13 protein-coding genes and 2 pseudogenes are annotated in these 15,006 nt (G+C 58.5%); 6 read left to right on the forward strand and 9 right to left on the reverse strand.

The features are described from left to right. Position 1: 1 nt before the first annotated feature. The 4 genes from So717_RS03775 to So717_RS03790 form a co-directional block, all read right to left on the reverse strand. Positions 2-928: a hypothetical protein gene (locus So717_RS03775; RefSeq protein WP_159974846.1), complete on the reverse strand. Its 927-nt coding sequence runs from the start codon at positions 926-928 to the stop codon at positions 2-4. Next, positions 929-2,236, reverse strand: coding sequence for a TRAP transporter large permease (locus So717_RS03780; protein WP_159974847.1), 1,308 nt, complete (start codon positions 2,234-2,236; stop codon positions 929-931). A gap of 4 nt (positions 2,237-2,240) precedes the next feature. Then, entirely contained in the window at positions 2,241-2,765 is a 525-nt protein-coding gene (locus So717_RS03785) for a TRAP transporter small permease (RefSeq protein ID WP_159974848.1), read from the reverse strand. Between the two features lie 63 nt (positions 2,766-2,828). Then, positions 2,829-3,809 carry a TRAP transporter substrate-binding protein gene (locus So717_RS03790; RefSeq protein WP_159974849.1) on the reverse strand — a complete coding sequence of 327 codons (981 nt, stop codon included), beginning with the start codon at positions 3,807-3,809 and terminating at the stop codon, positions 2,829-2,831. Between the two features lie 183 nt (positions 3,810-3,992). Between So717_RS03790 and So717_RS03795 the strand changes: the two genes are divergently transcribed. After that, positions 3,993-4,508: a winged helix DNA-binding protein gene (locus So717_RS03795; RefSeq protein ID WP_159974850.1), complete on the forward strand. Its 516-nt coding sequence runs from the start codon at positions 3,993-3,995 to the stop codon at positions 4,506-4,508. Between the two features lie 219 nt (positions 4,509-4,727). Here the strand turns inward: So717_RS03795 and So717_RS03800 are convergent. Continuing rightward, positions 4,728-5,812, reverse strand: a protein-coding gene (locus So717_RS03800; protein ID WP_238840654.1) for an IS3 family transposase whose coding sequence is annotated in 2 segments (ribosomal slippage) — positions 4,728-5,614 and positions 5,614-5,812 — 1,086 coding nt in all. Because the reading frame shifts where the segments join, the coding sequence is not laid out codon by codon here. A 69-nt stretch (positions 5,813-5,881) separates the two neighbouring features. On the opposite strand from So717_RS03800, the gene So717_RS03805 reads away from it, so the two are divergent. Next, positions 5,882-6,946, forward strand: a complete 1,065-nt coding sequence (locus So717_RS03805) for an MFS transporter (protein ID WP_159974852.1) — start codon at positions 5,882-5,884, stop codon at positions 6,944-6,946. Here So717_RS03805 and trhO read toward each other — a convergent pair. Further along, positions 6,943-7,839, reverse strand: coding sequence for an oxygen-dependent tRNA uridine(34) hydroxylase TrhO (trhO, locus tag So717_RS03810; protein WP_159974853.1), 897 nt, complete (start codon positions 7,837-7,839; stop codon positions 6,943-6,945). The genes So717_RS03805 and trhO overlap by 4 nt on opposite strands. A gap of 124 nt (positions 7,840-7,963) precedes the next feature. On the opposite strand from trhO, the gene pncA reads away from it, so the two are divergent. From pncA to cutA, 3 genes are all read left to right on the forward strand, one after another. After that, on the forward strand, positions 7,964-8,572 hold the full coding sequence (gene pncA, locus So717_RS03815) for a bifunctional nicotinamidase/pyrazinamidase (RefSeq protein WP_159974854.1): 609 nt from the start codon (positions 7,964-7,966) through the stop codon (positions 8,570-8,572). Beyond that, positions 8,565-9,857, forward strand: coding sequence for a nicotinate phosphoribosyltransferase (gene pncB / locus So717_RS03820; RefSeq protein ID WP_159974855.1), 1,293 nt, complete (start codon positions 8,565-8,567; stop codon positions 9,855-9,857). Before pncA ends, pncB begins: the two co-directional genes overlap by 8 nt. A gap of 95 nt (positions 9,858-9,952) precedes the next feature. Continuing rightward, positions 9,953-10,108 (forward strand): divalent cation tolerance protein CutA, encoded by a 156-nt coding sequence (gene cutA, locus So717_RS22625; protein WP_159974909.1) that lies wholly within the window; start codon positions 9,953-9,955, stop codon positions 10,106-10,108. Here cutA and So717_RS03830 read toward each other — a convergent pair. The 3 genes and pseudogenes from So717_RS03830 to So717_RS03840 form a co-directional block, all read right to left on the reverse strand. Beyond that, positions 10,049-10,435 (reverse strand): annotated as a pseudogene (locus So717_RS03830) (integrase core domain-containing protein); the annotation flags it as partial. The gene cutA and the pseudogene So717_RS03830 sit on opposite strands and share 60 nt — an antisense overlap. Positions 10,436-10,657: 222 nt before the next feature. Next, positions 10,658-11,866: a substrate-binding periplasmic protein gene (locus So717_RS03835; protein ID WP_159974856.1), complete on the reverse strand. Its 1,209-nt coding sequence runs from the start codon at positions 11,864-11,866 to the stop codon at positions 10,658-10,660. A gap of 2 nt (positions 11,867-11,868) precedes the next feature. Further along, entirely contained in the window at positions 11,869-13,749 is a 1,881-nt protein-coding gene (locus So717_RS03840) for a hypothetical protein (RefSeq protein WP_159974857.1), read from the reverse strand. Positions 13,750-14,338: 589 nt separating this feature from the next. Between So717_RS03840 and So717_RS22725 the strand changes: the two are divergent. Then, a pseudogene (locus tag So717_RS22725) lies at positions 14,339-14,485 on the forward strand (IS5/IS1182 family transposase); the annotation flags it as partial. Positions 14,486-15,006: the final 521 nt, after the last annotated feature.

Below are 15,006 nucleotides of genomic sequence, written 5' to 3' on the forward strand. Positions count from 1 at the left end.
CTTAAGGTGCCAGCCGGTAGAGCGGTGGCAGAAGAATTGGCGTGAGGTACATCGGCAACTGCCAGCAGGCGACAAAGATCATCACCGGTGCCATCACCTCGGGCGGCAGGGTGACGAGGAACAGCGCAATGTTGCGATTGCCGGCCGCCAGCGCGAGCGGCCCGCTCACATGCGCCAGCGTCGAGTGGCGCAGGGCCAGCAGCGTCAGCAGTTGCAGCCCGAACGACAGCCCGAAGGCCGCCAACGCCCACGCAAGCGCGATCCATGGATCGCTCCGCAGCATTGGACCAAGCGCGGCCATCAGCCCCACCACGATCACTGCAAAGAACAGGACCGAGGCGCCATCCATCGCCTTGATCTGGCCGGGGCTGGCGACGGGCAACAGCAAGTGCCGCAGTAGGAACCCCAGCCCCGCCGCCCCGAGAATGATCAGCAACGCCCGCAGCCCGACACTGAGCAAGACGTAGGTATCCACAACCACCGGCACCGCGACCAGCACCGGCAACAGCGTCAGCGGAAAAAGCGCGGTGCCCAGCACCAGAAACTGCATCATGCGCCCCGGGTCCTGCCGCAGGATGATCGCCAGCGACGCCCCACCCGCAATGGTCGGTGCGGCGCAGGCGAGCACCAAGGCCAGGGCCAGTGGCGTGCCGCCAAGCCCCGCCAGATGACCAAGAACAGCAACCGCCAGCGGCACCGCCAGTTGCAGGACCAAAACCGCAGGCAGGCTCCACCGCAGATCGCTCAGCGCGCCAAAAGCCGCCCGGTGCCCGATGCGGAACGCGGTGATCACCAGCAGCACCGCCACCATTTCCGGCAGCCACAGCGCCATGGCAGCGGCGAGGCCGGGCAGGCCCACGCCGGCCGACAGGCCCAGGATCAGCAGGGTGCGAGAGTAAGTGGCGCATAAGGACAGAGCCGCGAGCATCTACGGCGTGTTTCGGATATTGTCCGGCAGCCACGTGGCGATGCCAGGGAACCAGATCAGCACAAAGACCATCAGCACCATGATCAGGAACATCGGCAGCGCCGCCTTGGTGATGTAGCCCATCTCGTGCCGCGTCATGCCTTGCAGCACGAAGAGGTTGAAGCCGATGGGCGGGGTGATCTGCGCCATTTCCACGACGACCACCACGAAGATGCCGAACCAGATGAGGTCAATCCCCGCCTCGCGCACCATGGGCTCGACGATAGCCATGGTCAGCACCACCGCCGAAATGCCGTCGAGGAACATGCCGAGGATGATGTAGAAGACCAGAAGCGCCATCAGCAGCTCGAACCGGCCCAGCTCCATCGCCGCAATGTTGTCGGCCAGCGCGCGGGGCAGGCCGGTGAAGCCCATCGAGAGTTTCAGGAAAGCCGCCCCCGCGAGAATCAGTGCGATCATGGCGCTTGTCCGCATGGCGCCCATGAGGCTGGCCCGGAATGTGGACGGCGTGAGAGAGCCCTGCGCCGCCGCCAGCACCAGCGCGCCGATGACCCCGATGGCCGCCGCCTCGGTCGCTGTGGCATAGCCGCCGTACATCGAGCCGATCACCACGGTGATCAGTGCCAGCACCGGCAGCAGGAAGCGCGAGTTGCGCAGCTTTTCGGCAAAGCTCAGGCCGGTGTCCATCTTCGGGTTCCAGGAGGGTGAGACCTTCGAGACAATCGCCACATAGGCCATGAACATCGCCGCGAGGATCAGCCCAGGAAAGACGCCCGCAAAGAAAAGCTTGGTGATCGATTCATTCACGGTCACGCCATAGACAATCAGCGCAATGGATGGCGGGATCATCAGGCCCAGCGTGGCCGCCCCGGCAAGCGTGCCGATCACCATCTTCTCCGGATACTCGCGCGCGCGCAGCTCCGGGATGGCCATCTTGCCGACGGTGGTCAGCGTCGCCGCCGACGACCCCGAGACGGCGGCAAAGATCGTGCAGGAGACGATGTTTGTATGCACCAGCCCGCCGGGCATGCGCGCAAGCCAGGGCGACAGCCCTTTGAACATGTCCTCCGAAAGTCGCGTGCGATAGAGGATTTCCCCCATCCAAATGAAGAGCGGCAGGGCGGTGAGGGTCCAACTCGAAGACGACGCCCAGATCGTGGTGATCATCGTGTCGCCCACGGGCCGCGTGGTGAAGAGCTCCATGCCCACCCAGGCCACACCCATCAGCGCAAGGCCGACCCAGACGCCGGTGCCGAGCAACAGGAAAAGGACAACGAGAAAAAGAATGATGGCGTAGAGTTCGGTCATATCATCACCCCTCGAAGCTGTCTTCGACCGTTTCGCGCACGATGCGATGGTCGCCCTTGAAGATCACGGCAAACAGATTGTCGGTCAGCGCAATCGCCATCAGCGCGCCGCCGATCACCATGACCGACTGAGGCATCCAGAGCGCAGTGGCGTCCTGCCCCTGGCTCACCTCGTTGAACTTCCACGACCAGTAGACAAACCAATAGGCGTAGTAGGTGAAGTACCATGCTACGGCCGCCGCGATGGCAAAGCACCAGATCTCCAGCGCCCGCCGGGTCTTGGCCGTAACCGCGTTCAGCAGGATCGACACCCGGATATGCGCCCCGCGGTTCAGCGCATTGGCGAAGGCCAGAAAGCTCGCCGCGGCCATCGCGTAGCCTGCGTAATCCGGCGCGCCGGGGAAGATCTCTCCGGTCCAGCGCGCGACCATCTGCGCCACGATCAGCCCCAGAATGGCGATCAGGCAGAGCGCCGCCGCCACGCCGGAGGCCAGATACAGAAAATCAAGCGTCTTGCGGATCGCAGTCACAGGCCCACCCTCTCGCGCTATCTTGGAAAGCGGGCGGCGCGTAGTGCACCGCCCGAGGGTCGCTTACTGCGCGGCCTTAAAGGCATCGACGAGCGCTGCGCCCTCTTCACCGGCGGCCTCGAGCCATTCGGCGGTCATGGTCGCGCCAATTTCGCGCAGCTCGCCCATCAAGGCGTCACCCGCGGGCTGCACGGTCATGCCACCTTCGGCCAACCCGTCCATGGTGAACTGCGTGTAGTCCTTGGAGGCCTGCAGCCCGCGCGCTTCCGCCTCGGTGGCGCAGGCCATGATCGCCTCCTTGTTGGCGTCGGAGACATCGGCCCAGACGTCCTGATTGACCATCACATAGTTGCGCGGCAGCCAGGCATCGACCTCGTAGAAATGCGTGAGGCTCTCCCAGACCTTGCGGTCATAGCCCGTCGCCCCCGACGACACCATCGACTCCGCCACGCCGGTGGCAAAGGCCTGGCTGATCTCGGCAGCCTCCACCGTCACCGGCAACATTCCTGTGAGTTCCGCCAGACGGCTCGTTGTGTTGTTGTAGGAGCGGAACTTGATGCCTTCCATGTCTGCCACGCTGTTGACCTCTTTCTTGAAATAGAGGCCCTGCGGCGGCCATGGCACGGCATAGAGCAGCTCCAGGTTCTGTTCGTCCAGCAGCGCTTCGATCTTGGGCTTCGCCGCTGCGTAAAGCTTTTCGCTGTCGTCAAAGGACGGCGCGAGGAAGGGCACGGAGTCGAACCCGAAGACCGCGCTTTCGTTCTGGTGGCCGGAGAGCAGGCGCTCGCCGATCTGCACCTGCCCGGTCTGGATCGCCCGCTTGATGTCTGCCCCTGCAAAGAGCGAGCCGCCAGGATGCACCTCGATGGTGATCTCGCCATTGGTGCCTGCGCCCACGCATTCCGCGAAGGCCACGCCGTTTTCCGAATGAAAGTTGGAGGCCGAATAGGCCATCGGCATGTCCCATTTCTCGGCCGCGAGGCCCGCGCCCGCCGTGAGTGCCAGCGTGGCCGTGCCAGCCATCAGTGCTCTTGTGAATGTCATGTGAGTTTCCCTTGTTGGTCGTCTGTTTCTCCGCGCGCAGAGGTTGGCCCCTGTCGCACGAGCAATGCACCTGCCGGAGGGCCGCTACCGCCCGCAGATGATTCCCTAGGGTCAATACTGCGCAACTTTCACAACACGTCAACAAAATGTTGACAAAATGTCTGTGTTGCGGAGAATTCGGATATGTCTGATGGATTTCTTGGCCCTGTTGTCTCCTCTGCCCATCTCGCGAGCGGCTCCTTCGCGGAGATCTCGGAGCTTGAGTTCGGCCTGACGCTGGCCAACAACGCGTTTCACCGTTGGATGGTGCGCGCGATTGCCATGGCGGGCTATCCCGAACTCGGCGCGCTCGATGTGCTGGTGCTGCACTCGGTCTATCATCGCGACCGGCCCAAGAAGCTCGCCGATATTTGTCTGGTGCTGAACGTGGAGGATACGCATACGGTCAACTATGCGGTCAAGAAGCTGATCAAGGCCGGGCTGGTGACGGACGGGCGGCAAGGCAAGGAGAAGACGGTGACTGCCACCGAGAAGGGGGCCGAGACTTGTGTGCGCTACCGCGAGATCCGCGAAGGGTTGTTATTACGTGCCGTGGGTGAGTTGGGCCTGGAGCCAGAGCAGGTCAGCCACGCCGCGTCTCTGCTGCGGCTGATGTCCGGGCAATACGATCAGGCGGCGCGGGCAGCGACGACTTATTAGAAGCACCTAGTCAAGGCAGGAGGCAACTTCTTGCGCTGCGTCGAGCGGATTTTCCTAGTCGCAGGTTCTGACCTTGACGAGATCGACTTTTGCATTGATGAACCGGCCGACGACACCGATCTGGATTTCGTCGTGACCAGAAAATGATGTGAAATTACTATGTTCAGCAGCAAGAGGCTTGGCATTCCCCCAATTTTTGGAGGGGTGCTTCAGTAGAATTTAAGCTGCTTTCAGTTTCTGTATCGGGGTTATCCCGCCGATGCCCATGTTTGGTCTTTCGTTGTTGTATGTCCAGAGCCATCGCGTTGCGTGATCCTGCACCTCTTCGATGCTGGTGAAGTGATACCGCCCAAGCCATTCCGTTCGGACGGTCCTGTTGTAACGCTCGACATAGGCGTTCTGTTGCGGCTTGCCCGGTTGAATGTAGATCAATCCGATCCCAGCTTTCTCAGCCCACGTCTGGAGCCGACCGCTGACGTATTCCGGACCGTTTTCCACGAGAATGGCCAACGGTTTCCCGCGCCAGGCTATGATCTGGTTCAGGGTCCGGACAACGCGCTCTGACGGCAGCGAGAAGTCTACTTCAATGGCCAGCCCCTCACGATTGAAGTCATCCAGCACGTTCAGCGTCCGAAAGGACCGACCGTCCGCCAGTTGATCCGCCATGAAGTCCATGGACCAAACCTCGTTCGGGGATTCAGGCACCGCCAGCGGTTCCGGTTTCTCGCGCTGTAGCCGTTTACGTGGCTTGATCCGCATGTTCAGTTCGAGCTCGCGATAGATGCGATAGACACGCTTGTGGTTCCAATTGAACCCCTTCACGTTCCGAAAGTGCAGGAAGCAAAGGCCAAAGCCCCAGGTCTTCTTCGCTGTCGTCAGCGCAATCAGCCAATCCGCGACAAGTTCGTTCTCATCGCTAAGCTTTGGCTGATACCGATAGCAGGTTTCACTGATGCTGAACGCCCTACAAGCCAAAGCGATGCTGGCGGATCGGCAGCGCACCGCCCATTCGGCCATCTCGCGTCTTTGAGACGGCCTCACCACTTTTTTCCAAGCGTTTCCTTCAGCAAATCGTTCTGCATGCTCTTCTCGGCATACATCTTCTTGAGCCGCTTGTTCTCTTCGTCCAGCTCTTTCATGCGCGCCATTGGACTGGCGTCCATACCAACATACTTGGAACGCCACTTGTAGAAGCTCGCGCCGCTCATCCCATGTTCGCGACACAGATCAGAAACCGGCACGCCGTTCTCTGCCTGCTTCAAGATCGCCATGATCTGCGCGTCGCTGTATTTTGATTTCTTCATCAGAAACTCCTCTTTCATCTTCGAGAAAATTCTACTTTCAGACACCACCAAATCTCGGGGGCATTACCCATGCCCTATACTCTGACGATGATCGGTTTCGCGGTGGGCAACTTTGCCATCGGCAAAGCTGTGGATAGGTTTGGCGTGACACTGTCTTTGATCGCAGCTGCTGTCGGGGTTGCGGCGGGGTTTGGCTTGGCCACGCTGAGCCATTCTATCGCGATGCTGTCATTGGCGCAGTTGCTTGTCAGCTTTGCGTCCGCTGTCGGTTTCGGCCCGTTGATCGCGGATATTTCCCATTGGTTCGTCCGGCGTCGGGGCATCGCGGTGGCGCTGGTGGCCAGCGGGAACTACCTCTCCGGGGCTTTCTGGCCGCTGGTGCTCGCCGGGATGCTGGAGCAGACCGGCTGGCGCAGCGTCTATCTCTTCATGGCGGTGGTGACCCTATTGGGCGTGATCCCCCTGGCTCTGGCGTTGCGGCGACGTCTCCCGCGAGAGGCGCAGGTGACCGCGCAGAACATGTCGCTGCGCAATGCCAGCTCTGCCGGGCTCTCCCCACGGGCCTTGCAATACCTATTAGGGCTTGCGGGCATCGGCTGCTGTGTGGCGATGTCGATGCCGCAGGTGCATATCGTCGCCTATTGCGTGGATCTCGGCTATGGCCCTGCTGTCGGTGCGGAAATGCTGGCGTTGATGCTGTTGGGCGGCGTCGGCTCGCGGATCGTCTCGGGGCTGCTGGCCGACCGGTTGGGAGGTGTGAAAACGCTGCTCATCGGCTCGGCCCTGCAATGCCTTGCGCTGTTTCTCTATCTGCCATCAGACGCGCTGATCTCGCTTTACGTGGTCAGCCTGATCTTTGGCCTCAGCCAGGGCGGCATCGTGCCCAGCTACGCGCTGATCGTGCGGGAGTATATGCCTGCGCGCGAGGCGGATACGCGCGTCGGCTTTGTCATGATGGCAACAATCATGGGCATGGCGCTGGGAGGTCGGATGTCCGGCTGGATCTATGACGTGAGCGGATCGTACCAACTGGCCTTCATCAACGGCATCCTGTGGAACGGGCTCAACATCGTCGTGATGCTGTGGCTCCTGTCACGCGGCGGCCCACGGCGCAGCCCTGCAATGCCTGCCTAGCCTGTCGATGTCTCACGCGCCCTGGCCAGAGCCATCTGTTTTTGCCGCTCCCGAAACCGGCCCTTGTCCTCATCCGAGGTCTCGTCGATGCATTGGTGACAGCTCACCCCGGCCTCATAGGCAGGCCGCTTGGTGTCTTCTGGCAGGATCGGGCGACGGCAGCCGTGGCAGAGCATATGCGGCCCCTCGCGCAGGCCATGCTCCACACTGACCCGGTTGTCGAAAACAAAGCACGCGCCCTGCCAGGTGCTTCCCTCTTCCGGCACCTCTTCGAGATATTTCAGAATGCCGCCCTTGAGGTGATAGACCTCCTCGACCCCCTGCCCCAGCAGATAGTTCGTGGACTTCTCACAGCGAATACCGCCAGTGCAGAACATCGCAACCTTCTTGTTGTGAAATCGGGCCTTGTTCGCTTCCCACCAAGCAGGGAACTCGCCAAAGCTCTCGGTTTTGGGGTCGATGGCACCCTCAAAGGTGCCGATGGCCACTTCATAATCGTTGCGCGTGTCGATCACGGCGACATCGGGCGCGGTGATGAGTGCATTCCAGTCCTCCGGTTCCACATAGTGACCCACCCGCGCGCGCGGATCGACATCGGGCTGACCCATCGTCACAATCTCACGCTTGAGCCGGACCTTCATCTTGCCAAAGGGCGCGTGATCGCTGACCGCCTCTTTCCACTCCAGATCCGCGCAGCCCGGCAGCCCGCGCAAATGGGCGATCACCGCATCAATCCCGGCGCGCGGCCCGGCGATGGTGCCATTCAGCCCTTCCTGTGCGAGCAGCAGCGTGCCCTGCACACTTTGCGCCGTGCAAAGCGCAAGGAGGTCGGGTTTCAGCGCGGCAGGATCTTCAAACCGGGTGAAGTGATAGAGGGCGGCGATGGTATACATGCGCGGTGGACTAGGCCGAAATGGCCGCTGGAGCAAGAGGGCGCATTGCGCTCACACGCACCGGTTGCCATTGACGCCCCGCACGCTGCCCCTTACCCAAAGATGACCGAAGCAGGAGGCATAGATGACAACAGCCCTGATCGTGATCGACCTGCAGAAAGATTTCTGCCTCGGCGGTGCGCTGACCGTTCCTGAAGGAGATACCATCGTGCAAGGTGTCAATGCGCTGATGGCCGAGGCCGACGCCGTGATCCTGACACAAGACTGGCACCCTGCGGGCCATTCCTCCTTTGCCTCCTCGCACGAGGGCAAAGTGCCCTATGATCTGATCGACATGCCCTATGGGCCGCAGGTGCTCTGGCCCGACCACTGCATCCAGGGCAGCCTCGGCGCGCAGTTTCACCCCGAGCTGCAGGCCGATCGGGCCGATCTGATCATCCGCAAGGGCTATAATCCCGCCATCGACAGCTATTCTGCCTTTTTCGAAAACGATCAGGTGACGCCCACAGGCCTCGAAGGATATCTGCGCACCCGGGGTATCGACGCATTGGTCATGGTCGGGCTTGCGCTGGATTTCTGCGTGAACTTCTCGGCGGTGGACGCCGCCAAGCTGGGGTTCGACGTTGAGGTCCGCGAAGACCTCTGCCGCGCGATTGATCTCGATGGCTCGCTCGCTGCCGCACGTGACGGGATGACAGCCGCGGGTGTGCAGTTGGAGACCCGCCATGGTTGATATCGCGCGCCGCGTCTGGAACCACAAATGGAAGATCGACCCGATTGTCCGCTCCCTGATCGACACCGATTTCTACAAACTGCTGATGTGCCAATCGGTCTTTCGCAACAAGCCCGGCACGCGCGTGACCTTCAGCCTGATCAACCGGTCCAAACACGTGCCGCTGGCGGAACTGATCGACGAGGGCGAGTTACGCGAACAGCTCGACCACATCCGCTCCCTATCGCTGTCGCGCGGGGAAAGCACCTGGCTGCGCGGCAACACCTTCTATGGCAAACGCCAGATGTTCCGGCCCGACTTCATGGAGTGGTTCGAGCAGCTGCGCCTGCCGCCCTATCACCTCGAGCGCAAGGGCGACCAGTACGAGCTGACCTTCGAGGGGAACTGGCCCGAGGTGATGCTCTGGGAGATCCCGGCGCTGGCGGTGCTGATGGAGCTGCGCGGGCGCGCGGTGCTGAACCGCATGGGGAAGTTCGAGCTGCAGGTGCTCTATGCCCGCGCCATGACCCGGGTGTGGGAGAAGATCGAGGCGCTGCGGGAGGTCGAAGATCTGTCGATTGCCGATTTCGGCACACGGCGGCGGCACAGCTATCTCTGGCAGGACTGGTGCGTACAGGCCATGCAGGAAGGGCTGGGCACGGCCTTCACCGGCACCTCCAACTGCAAGATCGCCATGAACCGCGAGTTGGAAGCCATCGGCACAAATGCGCATGAGTTGCCGATGGTCTATGCCGCTTTGGCCGACAACGACGAGGACCTGGCACAGGCACCCTACGACGTTCTATCAGACTGGCATGAAGAGCATGACGGCAACCTGCGGATCATCCTGCCCGATACCTTTGGGACGAAGGGATTCCTCGATAAGGCGCCGGATTGGCTGGCGGGGTGGACGGGCATCCGCATCGACAGCGGTGACCCGGCAACGGCCGCACAGATTGCCATCGACTGGTGGCGCGCCCGTGGCGAGGACCCGGCCCAGAAACGCATTATTTTCAGCGACGGGTTGGACGTGGACAAGATCCGCTCGCTGCACAGCAAGTTCGCGGGTCGCACCAATGTCTCTTTTGGGTGGGGAACGCTGCTGACCAATGACTTCCGCATGCTTGTGCCCGAGGACCGGCTGGCGCCCTTCTCGCTGGTCTGCAAGGCGGTGGAGGCCAACGGTGCACCGACGGTGAAGCTGTCGGACAACCCAAACAAGGCCATGGGTCCGGCGCAGGAGATAGGCCGCTACAAGCGCGTCTTTGGCGTGGGGGAACAAGTTGCCGAAGATGTGATTGTCTGAGCAAAACGGACGGCACAGGCGTGGTAAGCTCCACTGACGCACATCTCTTGCCTCCAACATGACGTGTTGCATGGGCATGTTGCGGCGCAACACCTATTGAACAGCGTCTGGTCGCCTGTTCCAAGCGATATGCACCGATCCAGAGCGCATATTGCTGGAAGGGCAAGGTCGAGCAGCAAGAGGAGCGTCCCCTACTTCTGAAAACGAGACGAGAGCTGGTGACCTGCTCTCCCTGGAGTCGGCGTTTCTAGATTGGCTCTGTTCAGGTTTTGGTCCTTGTCTGACCGATTAGCATATTCGAATGGCGTCAGACCAGCAAAGCTGGAGTGAGGCCGATGGAGATTGTAGTCTGTGCGCCATGCCACAAATAAGCGGCAGGCATGGCAGAGCGACAGGAACAGGTGTTCGTTCAAACATTCTTCGCGCATGCGCCCGTTGAAGCTACCGATGAGGCATTTCTGCATGGGCTTGCCTGGCGCAATGTAGTGCCAATCGACCTTACGGTTTTCTTACCATTTGAGCATTGCGTCGGAGGTCAGTTCCGTCCCGTTGTCTGAGGCCACCATGCACGGATACCCCCAAATCGAGGACTTTTCTGGGGAACAGGTTACATTGCGCTGCCTTGGCAGCGCAAAAAACTAAGCCAAAAGGGCGGCCTTATGGGATAAGCACAGAGGCATTTATAGACCCGCAAAAATAGCAAATAGACCCGCAAAAATAGCAAAGGTGTCACGGCTATGCCTAACGCATCTGTGAGCACGATTTAGCCGTGTTTCTGGATCTAACGTATTCCGTACGACCTACCGGAAAGCGCCGCAAACCGGCTGCTCTGGATCTACAGCTTCACGCTGTCCGGAGGGGACCCTGTTAATCGCAAACAATGTCGCAAGAGGTGCACTCTTTTCCTCTTTGAAACGCCCGGCATAAAGGTTGTTCATTGTCCCATCCGCGAACATGCTAAAGATCGCACATCTCAATCGCTCCGGGAAACCCGCCAAGCGGTCCGACACAACAAATGCATAAGGCTCGTAGGTCAGTTGATCCGGACCGGCAAAGGTCGCCTCGCAAGTCTCATCCTCCTGTGTGTTGTAAGCGGCTATAGATGCGCGCACGATATCTAAGTCTCCGTAATATCGATCGAGCTGCCCACGACAAAACGCGGCTGCGGCGTCTTTGTGGGACGGCATAACACAAGCTATTGGCCGCACACCTATTTCGTTGAAGTTCAAAACTGCTTCCCGAATGGTTGATCCAACAACATAGCCCAAAACTTGCGCACGCAGGATGCGCGTTTGCGGAACCTCTTCTGCCTCTTGTTCTTTGTCTTGCGGAACTTCGACGGCCTTGTAGCGGAACCTAATAAACTCGCTCAGCTTCCATTCCTCTACTAGATCATGGTCCGCCTCGTCGTTTTGCGAGCTCTGATCCTTGGGCGCGGGTTCGTCCGGTTTTGAGGGCGCCAATTTAACCTGTTGAAAGAGATCCTTGCAGTGTAAGACACCGTTCCCGCTGATCTTTTCAGACAACCCTTCGGTCACACTATGCAGGCGATAAGACCAATCCGGGTCTTGCGGGCTCTTGACAGACGCAAACCCACCATTGGCAACAAAAATAATCTGAGAGAAGTCCAACGCTTTCGCGCCGGAAACAGATTTTTGGGTTTCAGGCGGTGTCCCTATGTCCTGGTCATCAGAAAAATTGTTCATGCGCGCAAGGGTGATGGTTGTGGGATCACAGACCAAATCAAAATTGCCTGACCCAAACTTCAGGAACTCATTGCGATCGGCTGCCGAGATCGGGTGTTCCGTAAACTGATAGCCAGCACGTGTAACGGCCTCGGTACAAACATCATAGAAGTACCCGACATATGCGCCCGAGGAAGGATCTCTGGACACAAAGGGGGGCGTATCGACCCGCATTGCGATCCGGACATCATCCGTTGACGCAAAGGCGGTGGACGAGGCTGTCAGAAAGGCAATGAGATACAATGGGACAAGTGAATACGTCATGATTATTCAGCTGGTTTGGTGATGTTGGGGATGAGACTGTAACGCTTGCCCTGCCTTTGGTTCAGCAATACTTCGCTAAGAAAGAAAACGACCACAAATCCAATAAGCGCAGAGTAGACCGTCGAATAGAAGATTAAGCCAAAGTCGATGGCGTCCAGGCCCGGGCGCGGCGGTTCAGCCACACGCGCAGCAACAATCGACCGTATCGTGCGTGCACAAAATCCCAAAGCGCCCATGATTACGGCAACGCGAGACGCCCAAAGCAAACTGGAGCGCCAAGTCTTTTGCTTTTGCAGCGAAGGCAATTGGGCGGAGATCCCATCCAGGAGCAGTACGACAAGGACTGCAAAAATCGAGCCTCTGAGAATAAATAGGGCGTCTGCTTCAAAAGCGGTCCGGACAACGTCAAAGCTTCCGTTTCTGTCGAATCCCTGGTTCTGAGTGATTGCAACGTTCCAAAAATTTATGGCAATCACGATGAAAATCGCTGAAAACCAGGCCAAAGCCAGCATCATTAAGATTTGTGGCAAGGATGCGGTCCAATGAGGAGCGCGCCATATATTGATCCAAGTTTTGGATTGCAGACCCGCATCACGCAGCGCAACAGCGATCAACATAGGGATCATGAAGCCATTGAATGCGACGACGAGATAATCTCCTGCGCGCTGATATCCAGTGCTTGGAACGCCCATCCAGCGAAGCTCCATTTCGTAAAGCCCGGGCCAGTAGCTCCAAACAAGTGTCACGATGAATATCAGAATGGTTGACCAAAATAGGGCTGGCGTCGTGTTCGAGGGTTGGATTTTGTTCAGGCCATCGCCCAAAATGGGCCAGACGAAGCCAAGCAATCGCGCGCGCGCTAAGTCTTGCTGGCGTGCGGATTGACGCACCGCGGTTGTTGGTACAGCGCGTGCGATACCTTTGGACCTTGGTTCCACTTGGTCGACCGGGTCAATCTGAATAAACCCATGCTCAACGTAGAGCGCCAGAAGAACGCAAAGATCATCCGCCAAATTATTGACGTCTGACGCGACGCGCTCCCAACTGCGGCGTTTGAGTTCTTCTGTCGCGGTTTCGTCTGCTGTGGCCGGCCCGGAAGACGTCTGCGTCGATACCGCGCCACCCAAAACAAAATTGGTTCTCTCATCGAGTTCGAGAATCATGACGTCTTTGCGGTTGCGAAGTTCGTCTTCGAGCAATTGAAACTTTTCGCGCATATCCACATTGCTCAATTTCAGTCGACGATCAATCAACCAAGCGGTCACAGCAAAGATCAGGTCAATATCGTTTGCAAAGTCGGAAGGCGCGGTAAGTTGATCTGACGTTGCCTTTTTGTAGTGCTCTCGTCGCTCCCAATATCCTGAAGGAATAAGAAGCTTTTCATCCCCCTCTACTTTCAGATCTATCGCGTTTGTGCGCAGTTCTTCGCTGTTACTCAAAACCCGCGTTGGGATTCCCGCCAAGCGATGCGCTGTCTGACGCAGCCAGTTTTCGAAACGTTTCAGAATGGGTACGGATGGAGCGAGCCCCACCAGGATCAGGGCGACGCCGAGCGAAACACCAGGTGGTATTCCAATCGAACCGCTTTGCTTGCTTTCGTCTGAGCTGTCAGGAAGGTTGCTTGCACCGGCAAGTTGGGTACGGTCGATCTCAGGGAGGACTTCGACGTAGGCGCAAGACAAAACGTAAATCAGCAACAGTGCGGTCGTATATAAACACCAAGCCTGCAAAACGACACGTCTGGCCCGAAGCTTGTCGGGCGAGAGCATGGTTATCAGTCGTTCTAGTCTGCTACCTGCGTCGTAGCTGGCGCGGTTAAAGCGTTCATATGAAAAGAAAACAATAATCGTCGCGCCGAAAAAAAGCGCTGCAATTTCGGACATTTTTAAATACTTCGACCAAATCGATTAGCGGCAAGCTTGAACGGACGGGTTACAGGTCTGTGCGGTCAGCGGCGAATGCGTGGCAGTTGCTAACGCCGTAATAAACGCAATGAGAACAAATGTTCGCATGGCTTCTTTCTCCAAAAACTATTAAATATTTCAAGATATTTTCAGAAAATTAGTGATTCTTCAACCTTAAGTATATCGCCTGGAAAGTTGCTGGTGGGATTCGCCCTCGATTTCCAAACTCGGCGAGCGAACAAGCTGTTAATATAAAAAGATAAATGCGCCTCTTGCAGCATCTGATCGAGCGGCCAACAGTGGTTTGACAAATTTCGAAGCCGCTAGCGAAACCACCCGTGCCTTAGGGTCAGGACCCGCTCATTTCCTTGGTATGGTGTGCTTCACAGTTTAAAAAAGAGCGTTGATATGTCCTTTCCATTTAGGCTGACCGACGGGCAAATGGCACACTTTCAGCCCTTTTTCCCAAAGTCCCGTGGCAAGCCACGCATCCATAATCAACGCGTGTCGCGTGGGATTATCTTCATCGATCGCAACGGCTTAAGAAGAAGTGACGCGACAACTGCAAAGGCACCGATACAAACGGCGCAATCGGATCGCGATCATGTTTGGCAGGCTCAAAGATTGGCGGCGCGTGGCAACGCGATACGACAGATGCCCGAACGTATTCCTCTCAGCAGTCGCGCTCGCCGCGCGCGTTATCTATTGGCTATGAGTCCTGAGCTTAGGGCTCATTGAACATCCTTCTTTTTATTGCCCGAAGTCCTGCACGGATCAGGCTACCAATCGCAGAGCTATGAGTCTGGGATCGTCTCGGCGTTAAAAAACTCTACCGCTGCGTCAGGTGCTGAATGGGCCTAAGGGCGCCCAACCCAATAGGGTGGCTCAAGGAGAGAAGCTATACCGAAGCACCGGAATTTTTGGGCAGGTAGGACCGCGATACCTACGTGTAGACCTAATCGCAGATGTTGCTCGCCTGCGTGTCGCAAACAAGCGATTGCCCTCCTGCCGCGCTCCGGCATGTGGCCTTGTAGCGGTGGCCTGAAGCCCACCGGACCTGCTGTTGGCTTTGGGGTGTGGTGGTGTCTGAGGTCTGTGAGCGGCAGGTGGGGTGGGCCTTGGGCCACCCCTTGGTCCGGCCTCAGAGGGTGGGGTAGATGGGGAAGCGGGCGCAGAGCGCGGCCACGTCCGCCTTCACCTTCGCCTCAACCGCCGCGTTGCCCTCTTCGCCGTTGG

The organism is Roseobacter cerasinus (assembly GCF_009811755.1).
GTDB lineage: Bacteria > Pseudomonadota > Alphaproteobacteria > Rhodobacterales > Rhodobacteraceae > Roseobacter > Roseobacter cerasinus.

What these genes read in the sequence shown, in the direction of transcription:
- So717_RS03775 (WP_159974846.1), bottom strand. Translation starts at nt 928, where the DNA reads ATGCTCGCGGCTCTGTCCTTATGCGCCACTTACTCTCGCACCCTGCTG.
- So717_RS03780 (WP_159974847.1), bottom strand. Translation starts at nt 2,236, where the DNA reads ATGACCGAACTCTACGCCATCATTCTTTTTCTCGTTGTCCTTTTCCTG.
- So717_RS03790 (WP_159974849.1), bottom strand. Translation starts at nt 3,809, where the DNA reads ATGACATTCACAAGAGCACTGATGGCTGGCACGGCCACGCTGGCACTC.
- So717_RS03795 (WP_159974850.1), top strand. Translation starts at nt 3,993, where the DNA reads ATGTCTGATGGATTTCTTGGCCCTGTTGTCTCCTCTGCCCATCTCGCG.
- So717_RS03805 (WP_159974852.1), top strand. Translation starts at nt 5,882, where the DNA reads ATGCCCTATACTCTGACGATGATCGGTTTCGCGGTGGGCAACTTTGCC.
- trhO (WP_159974853.1), bottom strand. Translation starts at nt 7,839, where the DNA reads ATGTATACCATCGCCGCCCTCTATCACTTCACCCGGTTTGAAGATCCT.
- pncA (WP_159974854.1), top strand. Translation starts at nt 7,964, where the DNA reads ATGACAACAGCCCTGATCGTGATCGACCTGCAGAAAGATTTCTGCCTC.
- pncB (WP_159974855.1), top strand. Translation starts at nt 8,565, where the DNA reads ATGGTTGATATCGCGCGCCGCGTCTGGAACCACAAATGGAAGATCGAC.
- So717_RS03835 (WP_159974856.1), bottom strand. Translation starts at nt 11,866, where the DNA reads ATGACGTATTCACTTGTCCCATTGTATCTCATTGCCTTTCTGACAGCC.
- So717_RS03840 (WP_159974857.1), bottom strand. Translation starts at nt 13,749, where the DNA reads ATGTCCGAAATTGCAGCGCTTTTTTTCGGCGCGACGATTATTGTTTTC.